The following is a 15,664-nucleotide window of genomic DNA, read 5'->3' on the forward strand; positions in this document are numbered from 1 at the left end:
GGTCTCCCCATACCACAACAACGAGGACCAAGGCCCGAAGCCACGGCTTGTTTCCCGGCAAGCCCTAACTACACGGCATTGGCCCTAGACCTCGACCAGGGCGCGCCCGTCGTGCTGTGCGACGCCCGCGACCGCGACTCGGGCAAGGAGGTGCTGATCCGGCTCGTCGAGTACGCCGGGCGGATGCACACCGCCCGGCTGCTCGACTCCGTGAGCTGACGGCGGCACCGTCAGCTCACTCGGCGACGCCCCTCTCCGTCAGCACCTTGTCGATCGTGACGCGGACGAGGAGTTCGCCCGGAACGCCGTTGCGCGCACCGAACTCCTCGGCGCGGTCCTCGCCCATGTACCGGGCCCCGATGCGGGCGGCCCAGTGCCGGAGCGCGTCGAGGTCCTCCGACAACCGGGCCCTGCCCCGCAGTATCACGAAGGAGTAGGGCGGCCGGTCGTAGTCCACGCACAGGGCGACCCGGCCGTCGCGGGCGAGATTGCGTCCCTTCACGCTGTCCTTGCCGGTGTTGAACACCACCTCGTCCCCGTCGAGCAGGAACCAGATCGGCGTCACGTGGGGACTCCCGTCGGCGCGGATGGTGGACAGTTTTCCGGTGCGGGTGCCGTCCGAGACGAACTCCCGCCATTCCGTGTCGGTCATCTTCTGTGCCATGCCCTCCATCCTCCTTGCCCGCGGCGCGCACGTGGGGAAGGCTGGCAGAGATCCTCCCGCCAGGAGGAGACACCACACGGGGAGCACACGGGGAGCCGGAACATGGCGCAGAACCAGGGACTTGACTGGCTGCTGGACGACCTGACCGAACGCGTCGAACACGTACGGCACGCCTTGGTCCTGTCCAACGACGGTCTGGTGACGGGCGCGAGCACAGGACTGCGACGCGAGGACGCGGAGCATCTGGCCGCCGTGTCCTCCGGACTGCACAGCCTGGCCAAGGGCTCGGGACGCCACTTCGGCGCGGGCGGGGTGCGCCAGACGATGATCGAGTTCGACGACGCGGTGCTCTTCGTCACCGCGGCCGGGACCGGCAGCTGTCTGTGCGTCCTCAGCGGCGCCGACGCCGACATCGGGCAGATCGCCTACGAGATGACGCTGCTCGTCAACCGGGTCGGCGAGCACCTCGGCGTGGACGCCCGCCAGCCCGAACGGTCGCCGGCCGCGGACAGCTGACCTGCGCGTTCGCCGCCTAGCGGAGAGTTATCCACAGGCCTGACACGGAGAGTGCCGAAGCGGTTACGGTCTTTTCACGGCGCGCGCACCGGGCGTGAGCCGATGACTCCACGGGGGAGACCGGCCATGTCAGGCGACACCATCACCCGGCTCGACCACCTCACCTGCTCGCCGAGCCGCGCCGCACGGGAACTGGGCCTCAAGCGCGGCGAGTTCGACCTCGCCGTCCACCTCGGACGCATCCGCACCCTGCCCGACGAGGGCGGCGGGCGCCGCGTCGCCCGCGCCGAGATCGACCGGCTGCGCGCGCGGGACGGCTTCCCCGAGGCCCTGCGCGAGAGCGTCAGCGCCGTGGGCACCACGCGGGGCGCCGCCCTCATGGAGGTGTCGACCGAGCGGTTCACCCGACTGGCACGGCTGGGGCTGGTGGTGCCGGTGCGCTTTTACCTGAACCGCTACCGGACCGTGGTCTGGTTGTATCTCGCCTACGAACTACGGCAGTTCGCGGCCCGCGAGGAGAACGCCCCGCTGCTGACCGGGCGTTCGCCGAAGCGGCTGCGGGACCAGCTGGCCGGGGGCCTGGATCTGCGGCCCCGGAACTGGCGGGGGCGGCACCTGGGATTCCTGTTGCGCCAGGCCGAGGGGCCCTGGCAACGCGCCGGAGCGCTCGCCGCCTTCCTCGCCCCCGTCCAGATCGCCGAACTCGTTCCGGATCCCTACGAGCGCTCCCACCTGAACCGTTTCCGGACCGGGCCGCCCACCCGCGGCGCCCCGGGTTCACCGGCCGCGCGCACCGCCGAGAAGATCATGACGGCCGACCACCCGGACGAGATCGGCTGGCTGCGCGCCGACCTGGCACAAGCCCTGGAAGAGGCACGCACACACCGCCCCGCACCACGCCCCCACCGCACACCGGCGGGTCCCGTCCGAACGGCGGCACGAGACACACGGGCCCGACGTGCACGAGACACACGGGGCCACGTGCACGAGACACACGGGCCCGACGAGCCGGAGCGCACGCGCACGCGGCACGAGTCCCATCGGCGCGAGGAGCCGGAACGGCCGCATGGTCTGCTCGGCTGGCTCCGCCGCAGAGGCTCCTGATGCGGCGATCCGCACACCGGCGATCCAGGAAGGGTCTCCAGCGGACGGTGTCCACCAGCGGCGCGACGACCAGGCCTTGTCCGAACCCGGAGACACCCATGACCACCGCGAGCCGGACGGCCTGGCGCGGGCGGTCCAGCACGGTGACGGCGGGCACGGCGGCGAGACCGGCCGCCATGACGAGGCTGCCCGCCACCGACACCCCGATGCCGAACCGGGCGGCGAGCCTGCGGCAGGCGGCCGAGGCGGCGATGAATCCGAGGCCGAGCGGCACGAAGACCAGGCTCGCGGCCATCGGGGTCAGCCCGAGGCCCGACTGCAGGTGGTAGGTGAGGGACCAGGAAGAGCCGCTCGTTGTCGAAGGGTGCGTTGTCGGAAGATGTGCCGGGACAGCTGTGCCGCCGGGCTCCGGCACCGTGGGGTCGTGGCCCCGGCCGCCGTCGGGTCGCCGCCGGCCGGTGCGAGGCTGGCACGGCTAGTTGTTTAGCGCTAAATTTAGATCTAAATGTAGTAGGGCTCCGGCCGAGGGGAAGGCCCATGAGGACATCGGAACGAAACGATCACCAGATGGTCGGCGATGAGGGCTCGGCGGGCGACGACGCCTCGGCCCGCACACCGTCGGGAGCGGACGTGCCGGAGACCGGGAGGCCCGCGCGGGTACGGCCCGCCGGGGACGATCCGGCGGACGTCATCGCCGCCGCCTGGAGCCGGGAGCGACCGCAGACGCCGGTGGACTCCATCGGGGTGGTCACGAGGATCTGGCAGCTCGCCAAGCACTTCGGCGACGATCGCCGGCGGGTCCTGGCCGAGGCGGGGGTCGACCCGGCCACCCTGGATCTGCTCAGCGCGCTGCGCCGCAGCGGGCCGCCATACACGATGAGCACGCGGGACCTCGCGGCGCGCTCCCTGGTCACCGCGGGTGCGATCTCCCAGCGAGTCGCGCGCGCCGAACGCGAGGAACTGGTCATGCGCCGCCCCGCCCCCGGGCGCAGCCGCGCGGTCCTGGTCGAACTGACCGAGGCCGGGCACGAGCTGGTGGAACGCACGGTCGACCGAGTGCTCGCCCGCGAGGCGCAGCTCGTGGAATCCCTCGGCTCCGAGCGGCGCGAAGCACTGGCCGAGCTGCTGCGCGAGCTGCTCGTCGACGTGCAGGAACAGCTCAACGTGCAGGGCGTGTCCCACGTGGGGCACGAAGGCATCGAGCATCCGGGGCAGGGCTGAGCCGGGACGCCGCCGTTCGCGGGACCGGCGCCGGGGCAGCCGCCTCATGCCACCTGAGGAGACCCGCCCTGGGTGTGGAAGTGGCCCTCATTCGAGACCGCCCTCCACCTCGACAGGTGGATGCGGGAGTACGACATTCGGACCGGAGCGACCCGCCGGCCTCGAAACGGGTGGAAGACCAGTCAGCCCAGTTTGCGGAAGAGCCCCTCCTGCACGACCGACACGACCAGCCCGCCCCCGCGGTCGTAGATCCGGCCGCGGGCCAGGCCGCGGCCCCCGACCGCGATCGGGGACTCCTGGTCGTACAGGAGCCAGTCGTCCGCTCGGAACGGCCGGTGGAACCACATGGCGTGGTCCAGCGACGCCATGTCGAAGCCCCGCGGCCCCCACAGGGGTTCGACCGGGATGCGGACGGCGTCCAGCAGGGTCATGTCGCTGGCGTACGTCAGCGCGCAGGTGTGCACGAGCGGGTCGTCGCCGAGCGGCCCGACCGCGCGCATCCACACGGCGCTGCGCGGCTCGGCGCCCTCGACCTCGTCGGGCGTCCAGCGCAGCCGGTCCACATAGCGGATGTCGAACGGCTGGCGGCGCGCCATCCGCTCCAACTGCTCCGGGAGCGTGCCCAGATGCTCCCGGATCTCCTCCGTGACCGTCGGCAGGGACTCCGGGTCCGGGATCTTGCGGGCCGGCGGCAGCTGGTGCTCGAAGCTGCCCTGTTCGGGCTTGTGGAAGGAGGCGGTGAGATTGAAGATCGTGCGGCCCTGCTGCACGGCGGTGACCCGCCGGGTGGTGAACGACCGCCCGTCGCGGACCCGTTCGACCTGGTACACGATCGGCACGCCGGGCCGGCCCGGGCGCAGGAAGTAGGCGTGCAGCGAGTGCACCGGACGGTCGCCCTCCGTGGTGCGCCCCGCGGCGACCAGCGCCTGGCCCGCCACCTGACCGCCGAAGACCCGCTGGAGGGACTCCTGCGGGCTGCGCCCACGGAAGATGTTGACCTCGATCTGCTCCAGATCGAGCAGATCGACGAGCTTCTCGGCGGCGTTCGTCATGGGCGGGACCCTCCTGTGCTCACAGCTGGCCGACGTCGGTGACGCGGACGACCGCGCGGCTCTCCTCGTCGGAGGCCGCGAGGTCGACCTCCGCGCTGATGCCCCAGTCGTGATCGTCGTTCGGGTCGTCGAAGATCTGCCGGACGCGCCACAGGCCGTGCTGCGGCTCCTCCTCGATGATCAGCAGCTTGGGGCCGCGCGCGTCGGGGCCGGTGCCGAGGTCGTCGTACTCCTCCCAGTACTTGTCCATCGCCTCGCCCCAGGCCTCGGCGTCCCAGCCGGATTCGGCGTCCAGCTCGCCCAGCTCGTCGACCTGGTCGAGGGCGGCCAGCTCCACCCGGCGGAACAGGGCGTTGCGGACCAGGACGCGGAAGGCGCGCGTGTTGGTGGTGACCGGCTTGACCTGGTCGGCCTGCTCCTGCGCCTCCTCGGCGGTCATCTCCTCCGGGTTGGCGAGCTGTTCCCACTCGTCCAGCAGACTGGAGTCGACCTGGCGCACCATCTCGCCCAGCCACTCGATCAGGTCCTGCAGGTCCTCCGACTTGAGGTCGTCGGGGATCGTGTGCTCCAGCGTCTTGTAAGCGCCGGCGAGGTAGCGCAGCACGATGCCCTCGGTGCGCGCCAGCTCGTAGTGCGACACCAACTCCGTGAAGGACATCGCCCGTTCGTACATGTCCCGGATGACCGACTTCGGCGACAGCGGATGGTCGCCCACCCAGGGATGGCTCCTGCGGTAGGTGTCGTACGCGTGGAAGAGCAGTTCCTCCAGGGGCTTGGGGTACGTGATGTCCTGGAGGCGCTCCATGCGCTCCTCGTACTCCACGCCGTCCGCCTTCATGGCGGCCACGGCCTCGCCGCGGGCCTTGTTCTGCTGGGCGGCGAGGATCTGCCGCGGGTCGTCCAGCGTGGACTCCACCACGGACACCATGTCCAGGGCGTACGACGGCGACTCGGGGTCCAGCAGCTCGAACGCGGCCAGTGCGAACGTGGACAGCGGCTGGTTGAGCGCGAAGTCCTGCTGGAGGTCGACCGTGAGGCGGACGATCCGGCCCTGGGCGTCCGGCGCGTCCAGCTTCTCCACGATGCCGCCGTCCAGCAGCGAGCGGTAGATCGCGATCGCCCGCCGGATGTGCCGCAGCTGCTGCCTGCGCGGCTCGTGGTTGTCCTCCAGCAGGTGCCGCATCGCCTCGAAGGCGTTGCCGGGCCGGGCGATCACCGACAGCAGCATGGTGTGCGTCACCCTGAAACGGGACGTCAGTGGCTCCGGCTCGGACTCGATCAGCTTCTCGAAGGTCTTGTCCGTCCAGCCGACGAACCCCTCGGGCGCCTTCTTGCGGACAACCTTGCGCCGCTTCTTCGGGTCTTCGCCGGCCTTCGCGAGCGCCTTCTCGTTCTCGATGACGTGCTCGGGGGCCTGCGCGACGACGAGGCCCGCCGTGTCGAAGCCCGCGCGCCCGGCGCGGCCCGCGATCTGGTGGAACTCACGGGCGCGCAGCGTGCGGACCCGGCTGCCGTCGTACTTGGTCAGGGCCGTGAACAGCACCGTGCGGATGGGGACGTTGACGCCGACGCCGAGCGTGTCCGTGCCGCAGATCACCTTCAGCAGGCCGGCCTGTGCGAGCTTCTCCACCAGGCGCCGGTACTTGGGCAGCATGCCGGCGTGGTGGACGCCGATGCCGTGCCGGACGTAGCGGGAGAGGTTGCGGCCGAACTTGGTGGTGAAGCGGAAGTTGCCGATCAGTTCGGCGATCTGGTCCTTCTCCTCGCGCGAGCACATGTTGATGCTCATCAGCGCCTGCGCCCGCTCCACGGCCTGCGCCTGCGTGAAGTGCACGATGTAGACCGGCGCCTGCTGGCTCTGCAGCAGGTCGGTGAGGGTCTCGGTGAGCGGGGTGAGCCGGTACTCGTAGGACAGCGGCACGGGCCGGGTCGCCGAGCGGACCACGGCGGTGGGGCGGCCGGTGCGGCGGGTGAGGTCCTTCTCGAAGAAGGAGACGTCGCCGAGCGTCGCCGACATCAGGACGAACTGCGCCTGCGGCAGCTCCAGCAGCGGGATCTGCCAGGCCCAGCCGCGGTCGCCCTCCGCGTAGAAGTGGAACTCGTCCATGACGACCTGGCCGACGTCCGCGTTCCTGCCGTCGCGCAGCGCGATCGAGGCGAGCACCTCGGCGGTGCAGCAGATGACGGGCGCGTCGGCGTTCACGGACGCGTCGCCGGTCAGCATGCCGACGTTCTCGGTGCCGAAGAGTTTGCACAGCTCGAAGAACTTCTCCGACACCAGCGCCTTGATCGGGGCCGTGTAGAAGGTGACGTCGTCCCGGGCCAGCGCGGCGAAGTGGGCACCCGCCGCGATCATGCTCTTGCCGGAGCCGGTGGGCGTCGACACGATCACGTTCGCGCCGGAGACCACCTCGATCAGCGCCTCCTCCTGGTGGGGGTAGAGGGTGAGACCGCGCTCCTGGGACCACGACTCGAAGGCTTCGTACAGGGCGTCGGGGTCGGCGGTCGTCGGCAGCTGATCGATGAGGGTCACGCCCCCATCTTGCCTGTCCGCCCGCCCGAGACGGGAATCGGATGCGGAGCCGAAGATCGCGAACGCTACGCTGTGTCGCCGACGGAGCGTCAACGCGGCCGGTCAACTGGACAGCGGCACACGAGGAATGGGGCGGGCAACGGCGATGATGGGACCAGCACACTCACTGTCGGGCGCCGCCGCCTGGCTCGGCGCCGGCGCGGCAGCCGCCGCGGCCGGGCACCCGATGCCCTGGCCGGTCCTGCTGTCCGGCGCCCTGATCTGCGCCGGTGCCGCTCTCGCCCCGGACCTCGACCACAAGGCGGCCACCATCTCGCGGGCCTTCGGGCCGCTGTCGCGCGGGCTGTGCGAGGTCGTCGACAAGCTGTCGTACGCCGTCTACAAGGGCACCAAGAAGCAGGGCGACCCGCGCCGCTCCGGTGGGCACCGCACGCTCACGCACACCTGGCTGTGGGCCGTGCTGATCGGCGCCGGCACCTCGGCCGTGGCGCTCACCGGCGACCGCTGGGGGGTGCTGGCGGTCCTCTTCGTGCACATGGTGCTGGCCATCGAGGGCCTGCTGTGGCGGGCGACCCGCGGCTCCAGCAGCGACGTGCTGGTGTGGCTGCTGGCCGCGGCCACCGCGTGGATCCTCGCGGGTGTCCTGGACAAGCCGGAGGGCGGCGCGGACTGGCTGTTCACGGCGCCGGGCCAGGAGTACCTGTGGCTGGGGCTGCCGGTGGTGCTGGGCGCGCTGGTGCACGACATCGGGGACGCGCTGACCGTCTCCGGCTGCCCGATCCTGTGGCCGATCCCGGTGGGCAACAAGCGCTGGTACCCCGTCGGGCCGCCGAAGCCGATGCGGTTCCGGGCGGGCAGCTGGATCGAGCTGAAGGTGCTGATGCCGGCGTTCATGCTGCTCGGGGGAGTGGGCTGCGCCGCGGCGCTGGGCGTCATCTGAGGGCCGCGCGGGACTGATGAGGTCTGTACGTACTGATGAGGTCCGTACGGGACTGACGCCCTCTACGCCTCGTGCCCGCACGCCGTACCGGCCACATCGGGGCCGGTGCCGGGCCGGCGCCCGGGCCGACCCCGTTGCCGGACCGGGCCCAGGCCGGCCTGCTGCCGGACCGGGGCTCGCCTGGCCCGCCGCCGGACGGTCTCAGGCCGCCCCACCGCCGGAGTCCTGCCCCGCGCCGCCGCCGTACCGCCGCTCGAACCGGGCCACGCGCCCCTCCGAGTCCACCGTCCTGGCCTTGCCCGTGTAGAAGGGGTGGCTCTCCGAGGAGATCTCCACATCCACCACCGGGTAGGTCTCGCCGTCGTCCCACTCGATGGTCTGGTCGCCGGCCGCGGTGGACCGGGTCAGGAAGGCGTACCCGGCGGCGCGGTCACGGAAGACGACAGGGTGGTAGTCGGGGTGCGTGTCCTGCTGCATGGCTGCTCCTCGTAACGGCACGGGTCGGGCCGCGGCGCGGTGAGGGCGGGTCAGCCCGACAGGGTGTCCTCGTCGACGATGTGCATCGCGGCCTCCTCGGCGGAGGCGGCCGCGCCGTCGATGCCCACGTCCCGGGCGAGGAGTGCGGGCTCCTCGTCCTCGTGCGCCCCCTCGTCGGGTGCCACGAGTCGGCCGGAGCGCACGGCGCCGACCTCGTTGTCCAGCAGTTCGCCGTCGGTGCCCTCGACGTCGCCGAGGCCGTCCCCGTCGGGCGCGACGAGATCCGGCAGCTCCTCGTCGAGCCGCTGGTCCAGCGTCTCGCCCCGCAGGCGCTCCGCGGCCGTCACGCCGACGTGCTGCACGGCCCACGGTCTCTCCGGAGGCGACCAGCCACGGTCGAGGGGATCATCGACACCGTCGTACTCCAGCGTGTCCTCGGAGTCGAGCACGCCGGTGTCCTCCCGCTGCTCGGAGGCGTCGGGCTGGTAGACGTCGTCTGCCCATCCGTCGGCGCTGTTCACGGGTACCTCCAGGGGGTGGGAGGTGTGGACGGGCCCGTTCTCACCGCGGCCCGCCGGCCGCCGCTGCACGGGGCACAGGCGTCGCTCGGGACCGAACCGCATGGTTCCCGGGTGTTCCCCGAGCCGGTGCCACTCCCCAGCCTTCCACCCCGGTTCGGGACCGCGCAACGCCACGGGCCCGGCCCGGCGAGCGGTGTGCCCGGTCCGCCCCGGGCCCGGACGGCCGGCTCCGGACCGATCATGCGGCCCGCCGTGGTCACTACACGCAGGCCGCTCGGCCCTCCGGTGCCGGAGACGCCGCCCACCGCGCCACTGCACCCCCGGCGCCTGCACTGGGGAAATCGTCCACGGTGCCCGCAGCGGGACGCCGCCGTCCACCGCGCCACAGATACCCCCGTTGCCTCAGCCGCGGACGCCCTCGGTCATGGCACGGCGGACGCTGTCGTCACCCGTGCCACGACCGCCACAGCGCCGCGTACGCCCCGTCGGCTGCGACCAGCTCCTCATGGCTGCCCAGTTCGCTGATCCGGCCGTTCTCGACGACGGCGATGACGTCGGCGTCGTGGGCGGTGTGCAGGCGGTGGGCGATGGCGACCACGGTGCGGCCGTCGAGGACCCTGGCCAGGGACCGCTCCAGGTGACGTGCCGCGCGCGGGTCGAGCAGGGACGTCGCCTCGTCCAGCACCAGCGTGTGCGGGTCGGCCAGCACGAGGCGGGCCAGGGCGATCTGCTGGGCCTGGGCCGGGGTGAGCGTCAGCCCGCCCGAACCGACCTCGGTGTCCAGGCCGTCGTCGAGCGCCCGGGCCCAGCCGTCCGCGTCGACGGCGCCCAGCGCTGCCCACAGCTCGGCGTCGGCCGCGTCGATGGGGGTCCCCCCGCTCGAGCGAAGCCGAGAGTGGGGGAGGGCCAGCCGGAGGTTGTCGCGCAGGGAGCCGACGAAGACGTGGTGCTCCTGGTTGACGAGGGCCACGTGGGAGCGGACCCGTTCGGCGGTCATCCGGGACAGCTCCGCGCTGCCGAGGGTGATCCGCCCGGCCCGGGGCGCGTAGATCCCGGCGAGCAGCCTGCCCAGCGTGGACTTGCCCGCGCCCGAGGGGCCGACCAGCGCCAGCCGGGTGCCGGGGGCGACCTCCAGGGACACCTTGCGCAGGACGTCCACGCCCTCCCGGTATCCGAAGTGCACCCGGTCGGCGAGCACGTCGCGCCCGTCGGGGTCCAGCGAGGCGTCACCGGCGTCCGGCTCGATGTCCCGCACCCCGACCAGCCGGGCCAGCGACACCTGGGCCACCTGCAGCTCGTCGTACCACCTGAGGATCAGGTTCACCGGATCGACCAGCATCTGCGCGATCAACGCGCCCGTGGTCAGCTGGCCCACCCCGATCCAGCCCTGGAGCACGAACACTCCGCCGACCATCAGGACCGAGGCGAGCACGGTCACGTGGGTGACGTTGATGACCGGGAACAGTATCGACCGCAGCCAGAGCGTGTACCTCTCCCAAGCGGTCCATTCCTGGATACGGCGCTCGGACAGCTCGATCCGCCGCCTGCCCAGCCGATGGGCCTCGACGGTGCGCCCGGCGTCCACGGTCTCGGCGAGCGCGGCGGCCACGGCGGCGTACCCGGCGGCCTCCGAGCGGTAGGCGGACGGCGCCCGCTTGAAGTACCAGCGGCAGCCGATCACCAGCAGCGGCACCGCGAGCAGCACGGCGGCGCCCAGCGGCGGCACCATGGCGACCAGCCCGCCCAGCAGCAGCGCCGCCCACACCACGCCGATCGCCAGCTGCGGCACGGCCTCGCGCATCGCGTTGGCGAGCCGGTCGATGTCCGTGGTGATCCGGGACAGCAGGTCGCCCGTCCCGGCCCGCTCCAGCACGCCGGGCGGCAGCCCGACCGACCGCACGAGGAAGTCCTCGCGAAGGTCGGCCAGCATCCGCTCGCCGAGCATCGCGCCGCGCAGCCGCACCTGGCGGACGAACGCGGCCTGGACGAGCAGCGCGAGCACGAACAGGGCGGCGGTGCGCTCCAGACGGAGTTCCCGCGCGCCGTCCGACACCCGCTCGACGAGATCGCCGAGCAGCCAGGGCCCCGCCATCGAGGCGACCACGGCGACCGTGTTGACGGCGATGAGGACCAGGAACGCACGGCGGTGCCTGCGGAACAGTTCGGCCACGTACGCGCGTACGGTCGCTGGGGCGCCGACGGGCAGGGTGTGCGCCGTCGTCGGGGCCGCCGGGTCGTACGCCGGTGGCGCCACGCCGATCATGCGGTCTCCTCGATCTCTTCGAGTTCTTCCAGTACGCCGTTGTCTTTCCGGAGGCCGTTGAGGGCGGCCCGTTCGGCCGCCGTGGCCTCGTCGTCGGTCTCGCGGGTCACCACGGCCCGGTACCGGGGCTCGGTGCGCAGCAGTTCGCGGTGGGCGCCGACCGCCGCGACCTCGCCGTCGTGCAGGAAGGCGACCCGGTCCGCGCGGTCCAGCAGCAGCGGGGAGGAGGTGAACATCACCGTCGTGCGCCCCGCCCGCAGGTCCCGCACGCCCTCTGCGATCCGCGCCTCGGTGTGCGAGTCGACGGCCGAGGTCGGCTCGTCCAGGACGAGCACCTCCGGGTCCGTGATCAGCGACCGGGCCAGGGCAAGCCGCTGGCGCTGGCCGCCGGACAGGGACCGGCCGCGTTCGGAGATCCGCGCGTCCATCGGGTCCCCGGCGTCCAGCGAGCCCTCGACGAGCGCCGCGAGCACGTCCCCGCCCTGCGCGGCGGCCAGCGCGTCCCTCGCGTCGACATCGCCCGACGCGGGCACGTCGAGCAGGTCGCGCAGCGTGCCGGAGAGCAGCACCGGGTCCTTGTCCTGGACGAGGACGGCCGTGCGGGCGCTGTCCAGCGGCAGTTCGTCCAGCGGCACGCCGCCGAGCAGCACCGACGGGCTCTCCTCGGCGGGGTGCCCGCCCAGCCGCTCCGCCAGCAGGCCCGCTGCGTCCGGGTCGCCGCACACCACGGCGGTGAGCGTGCGTGCGGGCGCGAGCAGACCGCTCGCCGGGTCGTACAGGTCTCCGGCCGGCAGCCCGGCCGCGCGCGAGCCGTCCGCGTCGGTGGCCCGCTCCAGCGACAGCACACGCGCGGCCCGCTTGGCCGAGGGGCGCGAGAAGGAGTACGCCATGGCGATCTCCTCGAAGTGCCGCAGAGGGTAGGTGAGGATCATCACCGAGCTGTAGACGGTGACCAGTTCGCCGACGGAGATCCGGCCCTGTCGGGCCAGGTGCACGCCGTGCCAGACCACCGCGATGAGCAGCAGGCCCGGCAGCAGTACCTGGATCGCGGAGATCAGGGACCACATCCGGGCACTGCGCACGGCGGCGTGCCGGACCTCCTGGGAGGCGCGGCGGTAGCGGTCGAGGAACAGCTCCTCGCCGCCGATGCCGCGCAGCACGCGCAGTCCGGCGACGGTGTCCGAGGCCAGTTCGGTGGCACGGCCCGCCTTCTCGCGCTGGATGTCGGCGCGCCGCGTGGCGCGGGGCAGCAGCGGCAGCACCGCCACCGCCAGCACGGGCAGGCCGACGGCTACGACCACGCCGAGCGCCGGCTGGTAGACGAGCAGGCCGACGCAGACCAGGACGAGGGTGACCACGGCCGCGGTGAACCGCGACACGGCCTCCACGAACCAGCCGATCTTCTCCACGTCACCGGTGGACACGGCCACCACCTCACCGGCCGCTACCCGGCGGGTCAGCGCGGAGCCCAGGTGGGCGGCCTTGCGGGCGAGCAGCTGCTGGACGCGGGCGGCGGCCGTGATCCAGTTGGTGACGGCGGTGCGGTGCAGGAAGGTGTCGCCGACGGCGTTGCCGATGCAGGCCAGCGTCAGCAGGCCGCCCGCCAGCGCGAGCCGGGCTCCCGAGCGGTCGACGACGGCCTGCACGGCGATGCCCACGCAGAACGGCAGCGAGGACACGGAGACGAAGTGCAGCAGTCCCCAGGCCAGCGACTTGAGCTGCCCGCCCAGCTGGTTCCGGAAGAGCCACCGCAGGAATCGGGGACCCGAGCGCGCGTCCGGCACACCCGGGTCGGGATACGGAAGGTCTTGAATCTGCATGACGTCCCAGTGGCTCGTGTCAGGTCGGAGGAGTTGTCAGGGAGGGGGAGGGGGCAGGCCCGTCGTGGGCAACAAACCGTGACAGGTTCGCGTCGTAGCGTGCTCAAAGGCAAACGGTTTTCCGCCGGACCGCGCAGAACCGGCTGACATCCGCCCAACCCCCGCCCCCGCCGCACCCGTCGGGGGCGCGGTGCGAGGCGGTACGTCGGCCTGCGTCAGTGTGTCCAAGGCGGCGATGCGGTACCTGCTGCGCACGCTCGACCCGGATCGGCATCCCGTGGTGGTGATGGGGGACAGGGCCGACCTGAAGGCCTGGCACTCGCCCGGTACTCATTGCGGAGGAGGGCAACTCCCCGTAGAACACCGGCCAGGAAGAGACAGATCGTCATGTCCATGCTTGCCGGAGTGACCCTGCTGGCGAGCACCCTCCTGGGACCGAGTCCCGCCCGAGCGGCCGATGTCCCCGCCGAGTTCGGCACCGACTGGCACGACCCCGTCACGGCCGCCCCACCGGTCGCCAGGCCGGATACCAGGTCGTGCCAAGTGGCCCTCGCCAAGGCACAGTTCAGGGACTTCACGCCGTACAAGGGTCGCTACACACCCCCGCGTGGCTGCGGCGACCGGTGGAGCAAGGTGGTGCTGCGGCTCGACGGCAACGTCAAGGGACGGCAGTTCGACCGCCTCGGCTACGTGCAAGTCGGCGGCGTCGAGGTGTTCCGTACGTCGACCCCGCAGCCCTCGCCCGACGGCATCGAGTGGTCGGTCGAGATCCCGCGGGACCAGCGGCACGCGGTCGGGACGACGAGCGAGCGCTACCGGCTGCACGGCTCGCACGGCTGCTACGAGCGCACGCTGACCACCGTGCAGGGCGTACTCACGGAGGACCGCGGCGGCTGCTGAGCCGCGTGGTGCGCGACGCATCACTCGGTTGATTTACACAGATGCAACGCGCAGGCATTGTGCGGGATCAACAACTCCTCCAGAGTATTCGCGCGGAAGTCGACTTCCGTATTGCAGAAGTCCATGTCGGCTTCCGCGTTGGACCGTCCCCAAGGAGTTCCCGTGCCGCCGTCCGTACCGCCCCTGCCACGACGCGTCGCACGCATACTGCGTACCTCTCTCTTCGCGCAGGTCGCCTGCGCCCTCGTGCTGGGTATCGTCGTCGGAAAGCTGTGGCCGGACGCGGCCACGGCCTTCCAGCCGCTCGGCGACGGTTTCATGCGCCTGATCAAGACGGTGATCTCACCGCTCGTCTTTTGTGTGGTCGTGGTCGGCATCGCCAAGGCCGGCGATCTGAAGGCCTTCGGGCGGATCGGGCTCAAGGCCCTGATCTGGTTCGAGGTCGCGTCCACGGTCGCCCTGATCGTCGGTCTGCTCGCCGCCAACCTCGTCGCACCCGGCCACGGCATGAACGTCGACCCCGGCTCGCTCGACGCCGCGGCGGTCGACGCGCAGACGGGCGGCGGCCATCTGCCCTCGACGACCGATTTCGTCCTCAACGCGCTGCCCCAGAGTTTTATCGGCGCCTTCGCCGAGAACGAGCTGCTCCAGGTGCTGATCCTGGCCTGCCTGGTGGGCGCGGCCCTGCTGCACCTTGGACACACCAAGGTGCCGAAGGTCCTGCCCGCGATCGAACAGGCCCAGGACGTCATCTTCGCGATCGTCGGCTTCATCATGCGCCTCGCGCCGCTCGCCGTGTTCGGCGCGATGGCCCACCTGGTGGGCCAGTACGGCCTCGGCGTGATGGAGACGTACGCCAAACTCATCATCCTGTGCTACGCGGCCGCCGCGCTCTTCGTGGCGCTCCTCGCGGTCGCCCTCAAGGTCGTCACCGGACTCAGCCTGTGGAAGTTCCTCCGCTACATCCGCGAGGAGATGCTGCTCGCGCTCGGCACCGCGTCCACCGAGTCCGTGATGCCGCGCGTGATGCAGAAACTGCGCCGGTCCGGCGCCCGCGACGACGCCGTGGGTCTGGTGCTGCCGACGGGTTACTCCTTTAACCTCGACGGTGCCTCGCTCTACCTGTCCATCAGCGTGGTGTTCATCGCTCAGGCCGTGGGCGTGGACCTCAGCATCGGCCAGCAGATCACCGTGGTCCTGGTACTGATGCTGACCAGCAAGGGAATGGCGGGCATCCCCGGCTCGGCCTTCCTCGCCCTGTCCGCGACCGCCTCCTCGCTCGGCGTGCTCCCGGCCGGCGCGGTCGCCCTGCTGCTCGGCGTGGACCGCATCATGGACTCGATGCGCGTCGTCACCAACCTGCTCGGCAACTGCGTCGCCGTCTTCGCCGTCTCCCGCTGGGAGGGCGCGCTGGACATCGACCGCGCGAAGAAGACCCTGAACGGCGGGGACGTACCGGCGCCGGACGAGCCGGAGGCCGGCGAGCCCGGGCCCGCCGCCAAGTCCCCGGAGGCGGCCACCCCGGAAACGGCCACCGAATCGCCGGTGGAAGTCTCGTCGGCCGGAGTCCCCGCCCAGTCCTCCAAGGCGCCCGCCTCCGAAACCGGCTGACGCCACCCTCCCGGGTCCCGTCACGGCCGTGGGCGCCGCGCC

13 protein-coding genes and 2 pseudogenes are annotated in these 15,664 nt (G+C 71.8%); 8 read left to right on the plus strand and 7 right to left on the minus strand.

Translation table 11 applies throughout. The features are described 5' to 3' along the window. Positions 1 to 219: pseudogene (locus H8R17_RS49410) on the plus strand (ATP-binding protein); the annotation flags it as partial. Positions 220 to 235: 16 nt separating this feature from the next. On the opposite strand, the gene H8R17_RS26190 reads toward H8R17_RS49410, so the two are convergent. Next, a complete protein-coding gene (locus H8R17_RS26190; protein ID WP_187825669.1) occupies positions 236 to 664 on the minus strand; it encodes a PPOX class F420-dependent oxidoreductase in 429 nt (142 codons plus the stop codon). 102 nt (positions 665 to 766) lie between these two features. On the opposite strand from H8R17_RS26190, the gene H8R17_RS26195 reads away from it, so the two are divergent. The 4 genes from H8R17_RS26195 to H8R17_RS26210 all read left to right on the plus strand — a co-directional run bounded on the left by H8R17_RS26195 (position 767) and on the right by H8R17_RS26210 (position 3,505). Next, positions 767 to 1,180: a roadblock/LC7 domain-containing protein gene (locus H8R17_RS26195; RefSeq protein ID WP_187825670.1), complete on the plus strand. Its 414-nt coding sequence runs from the start codon at positions 767 to 769 to the stop codon at positions 1,178 to 1,180. Positions 1,181 to 1,306: 126 nt separating this feature from the next. Beyond that, a complete protein-coding gene (locus H8R17_RS26200) occupies positions 1,307 to 2,284 on the plus strand; it encodes a DUF6397 family protein (protein WP_187825671.1) in 978 nt (325 codons plus the stop codon). Positions 2,285 to 2,382: 98 nt separating this feature from the next. Then, entirely contained in the window at positions 2,383 to 2,613 is a 231-nt protein-coding gene (locus tag H8R17_RS26205) for a hypothetical protein (RefSeq protein ID WP_187825672.1), read from the plus strand. A 238-nt stretch (positions 2,614 to 2,851) separates the two neighbouring features. Beyond that, positions 2,852 to 3,505 carry a MarR family winged helix-turn-helix transcriptional regulator gene (locus H8R17_RS26210; RefSeq protein ID WP_187825673.1) on the plus strand — a complete coding sequence of 218 codons (654 nt, stop codon included), beginning with the start codon at positions 2,852 to 2,854 and terminating at the stop codon, positions 3,503 to 3,505. Between the two features lie 182 nt (positions 3,506 to 3,687). Here H8R17_RS26210 and H8R17_RS26215 read toward each other — a convergent pair whose 3' ends face one another. After that, positions 3,688 to 4,557 (minus strand): acyl-CoA thioesterase II, encoded by an 870-nt coding sequence (locus H8R17_RS26215; RefSeq protein ID WP_187825674.1) that lies wholly within the window; start codon positions 4,555 to 4,557, stop codon positions 3,688 to 3,690. Between the two features lie 19 nt (positions 4,558 to 4,576). Next, positions 4,577 to 7,090, minus strand: coding sequence for an RNA helicase (locus H8R17_RS26220; RefSeq protein ID WP_187825675.1), 2,514 nt, complete (start codon positions 7,088 to 7,090; stop codon positions 4,577 to 4,579). A gap of 145 nt (positions 7,091 to 7,235) precedes the next feature. Between H8R17_RS26220 and H8R17_RS26225 the strand changes: the two genes are divergently transcribed. Beyond that, the gene (locus tag H8R17_RS26225) at positions 7,236 to 8,030 is read left to right on the plus strand and encodes a metal-dependent hydrolase (RefSeq protein ID WP_187825676.1); all 795 of its coding nucleotides are present in this window, start codon (positions 7,236 to 7,238) and stop codon (positions 8,028 to 8,030) included. 201 nt (positions 8,031 to 8,231) lie between these two features. Here H8R17_RS26225 and H8R17_RS26230 read toward each other — a convergent pair whose 3' ends face one another. The 4 genes from H8R17_RS26230 to H8R17_RS26245 all read right to left on the minus strand — a co-directional run bounded on the left by H8R17_RS26230 (position 8,232) and on the right by H8R17_RS26245 (position 13,111). Next, the gene (locus tag H8R17_RS26230) at positions 8,232 to 8,507 is read right to left on the minus strand and encodes a type B 50S ribosomal protein L31 (RefSeq protein WP_187825677.1); all 276 of its coding nucleotides are present in this window, start codon (positions 8,505 to 8,507) and stop codon (positions 8,232 to 8,234) included. Between the two features lie 50 nt (positions 8,508 to 8,557). After that, the gene (locus H8R17_RS26235; RefSeq protein WP_187825678.1) at positions 8,558 to 9,028 is read right to left on the minus strand and encodes a DUF5709 domain-containing protein; all 471 of its coding nucleotides are present in this window, start codon (positions 9,026 to 9,028) and stop codon (positions 8,558 to 8,560) included. Positions 9,029 to 9,473: 445 nt separating this feature from the next. Further along, positions 9,474 to 11,291 (minus strand): ABC transporter ATP-binding protein, encoded by a 1,818-nt coding sequence (locus H8R17_RS26240; RefSeq protein WP_187825679.1) that lies wholly within the window; start codon positions 11,289 to 11,291, stop codon positions 9,474 to 9,476. After that, a complete protein-coding gene (locus H8R17_RS26245; protein WP_187825680.1) occupies positions 11,288 to 13,111 on the minus strand; it encodes an ABC transporter ATP-binding protein in 1,824 nt (607 codons plus the stop codon). Before H8R17_RS26245 ends, H8R17_RS26240 begins: the two co-directional genes overlap by 4 nt. A gap of 387 nt (positions 13,112 to 13,498) precedes the next feature. Here H8R17_RS26245 and H8R17_RS26250 point away from each other — a divergent pair. Continuing rightward, positions 13,499 to 13,879, plus strand: a pseudogene (locus H8R17_RS26250) (peptide-N4-asparagine amidase); the annotation flags it as partial. A gap of 294 nt (positions 13,880 to 14,173) precedes the next feature. Then, a complete protein-coding gene (locus H8R17_RS26255) occupies positions 14,174 to 15,622 on the plus strand; it encodes a cation:dicarboxylate symporter family transporter (protein ID WP_187825681.1) in 1,449 nt (482 codons plus the stop codon). The last annotated feature ends 42 nt before the right edge of the window (positions 15,623 to 15,664 follow it).

Source organism: Streptomyces sp. TRM68367 (assembly GCF_014495685.1).
Taxonomy (GTDB): domain Bacteria; phylum Actinomycetota; class Actinomycetes; order Streptomycetales; family Streptomycetaceae; genus Streptomyces.

Coding starts and splice junctions, on each gene's coding strand:
- H8R17_RS26230 (WP_187825677.1), bottom strand. CDS start 8,507: ATGCAGCAGGACACGCACCCCGACTACCACCCTGTCGTCTTCCGTGAC.
- H8R17_RS26200 (WP_187825671.1), top strand. CDS start 1,307: ATGTCAGGCGACACCATCACCCGGCTCGACCACCTCACCTGCTCGCCG.
- H8R17_RS26195 (WP_187825670.1), top strand. CDS start 767: ATGGCGCAGAACCAGGGACTTGACTGGCTGCTGGACGACCTGACCGAA.
- H8R17_RS26205 (WP_187825672.1), top strand. CDS start 2,383: ATGACCACCGCGAGCCGGACGGCCTGGCGCGGGCGGTCCAGCACGGTG.
- H8R17_RS26240 (WP_187825679.1), bottom strand. CDS start 11,291: ATGATCGGCGTGGCGCCACCGGCGTACGACCCGGCGGCCCCGACGACG.
- H8R17_RS26225 (WP_187825676.1), top strand. CDS start 7,236: ATGATGGGACCAGCACACTCACTGTCGGGCGCCGCCGCCTGGCTCGGC.
- H8R17_RS26210 (WP_187825673.1), top strand. CDS start 2,852: ATGGTCGGCGATGAGGGCTCGGCGGGCGACGACGCCTCGGCCCGCACA.
- H8R17_RS26245 (WP_187825680.1), bottom strand. CDS start 13,111: ATGCAGATTCAAGACCTTCCGTATCCCGACCCGGGTGTGCCGGACGCG.
- H8R17_RS26215 (WP_187825674.1), bottom strand. CDS start 4,557: ATGACGAACGCCGCCGAGAAGCTCGTCGATCTGCTCGATCTGGAGCAG.
- H8R17_RS26190 (WP_187825669.1), bottom strand. CDS start 664: ATGGCACAGAAGATGACCGACACGGAATGGCGGGAGTTCGTCTCGGAC.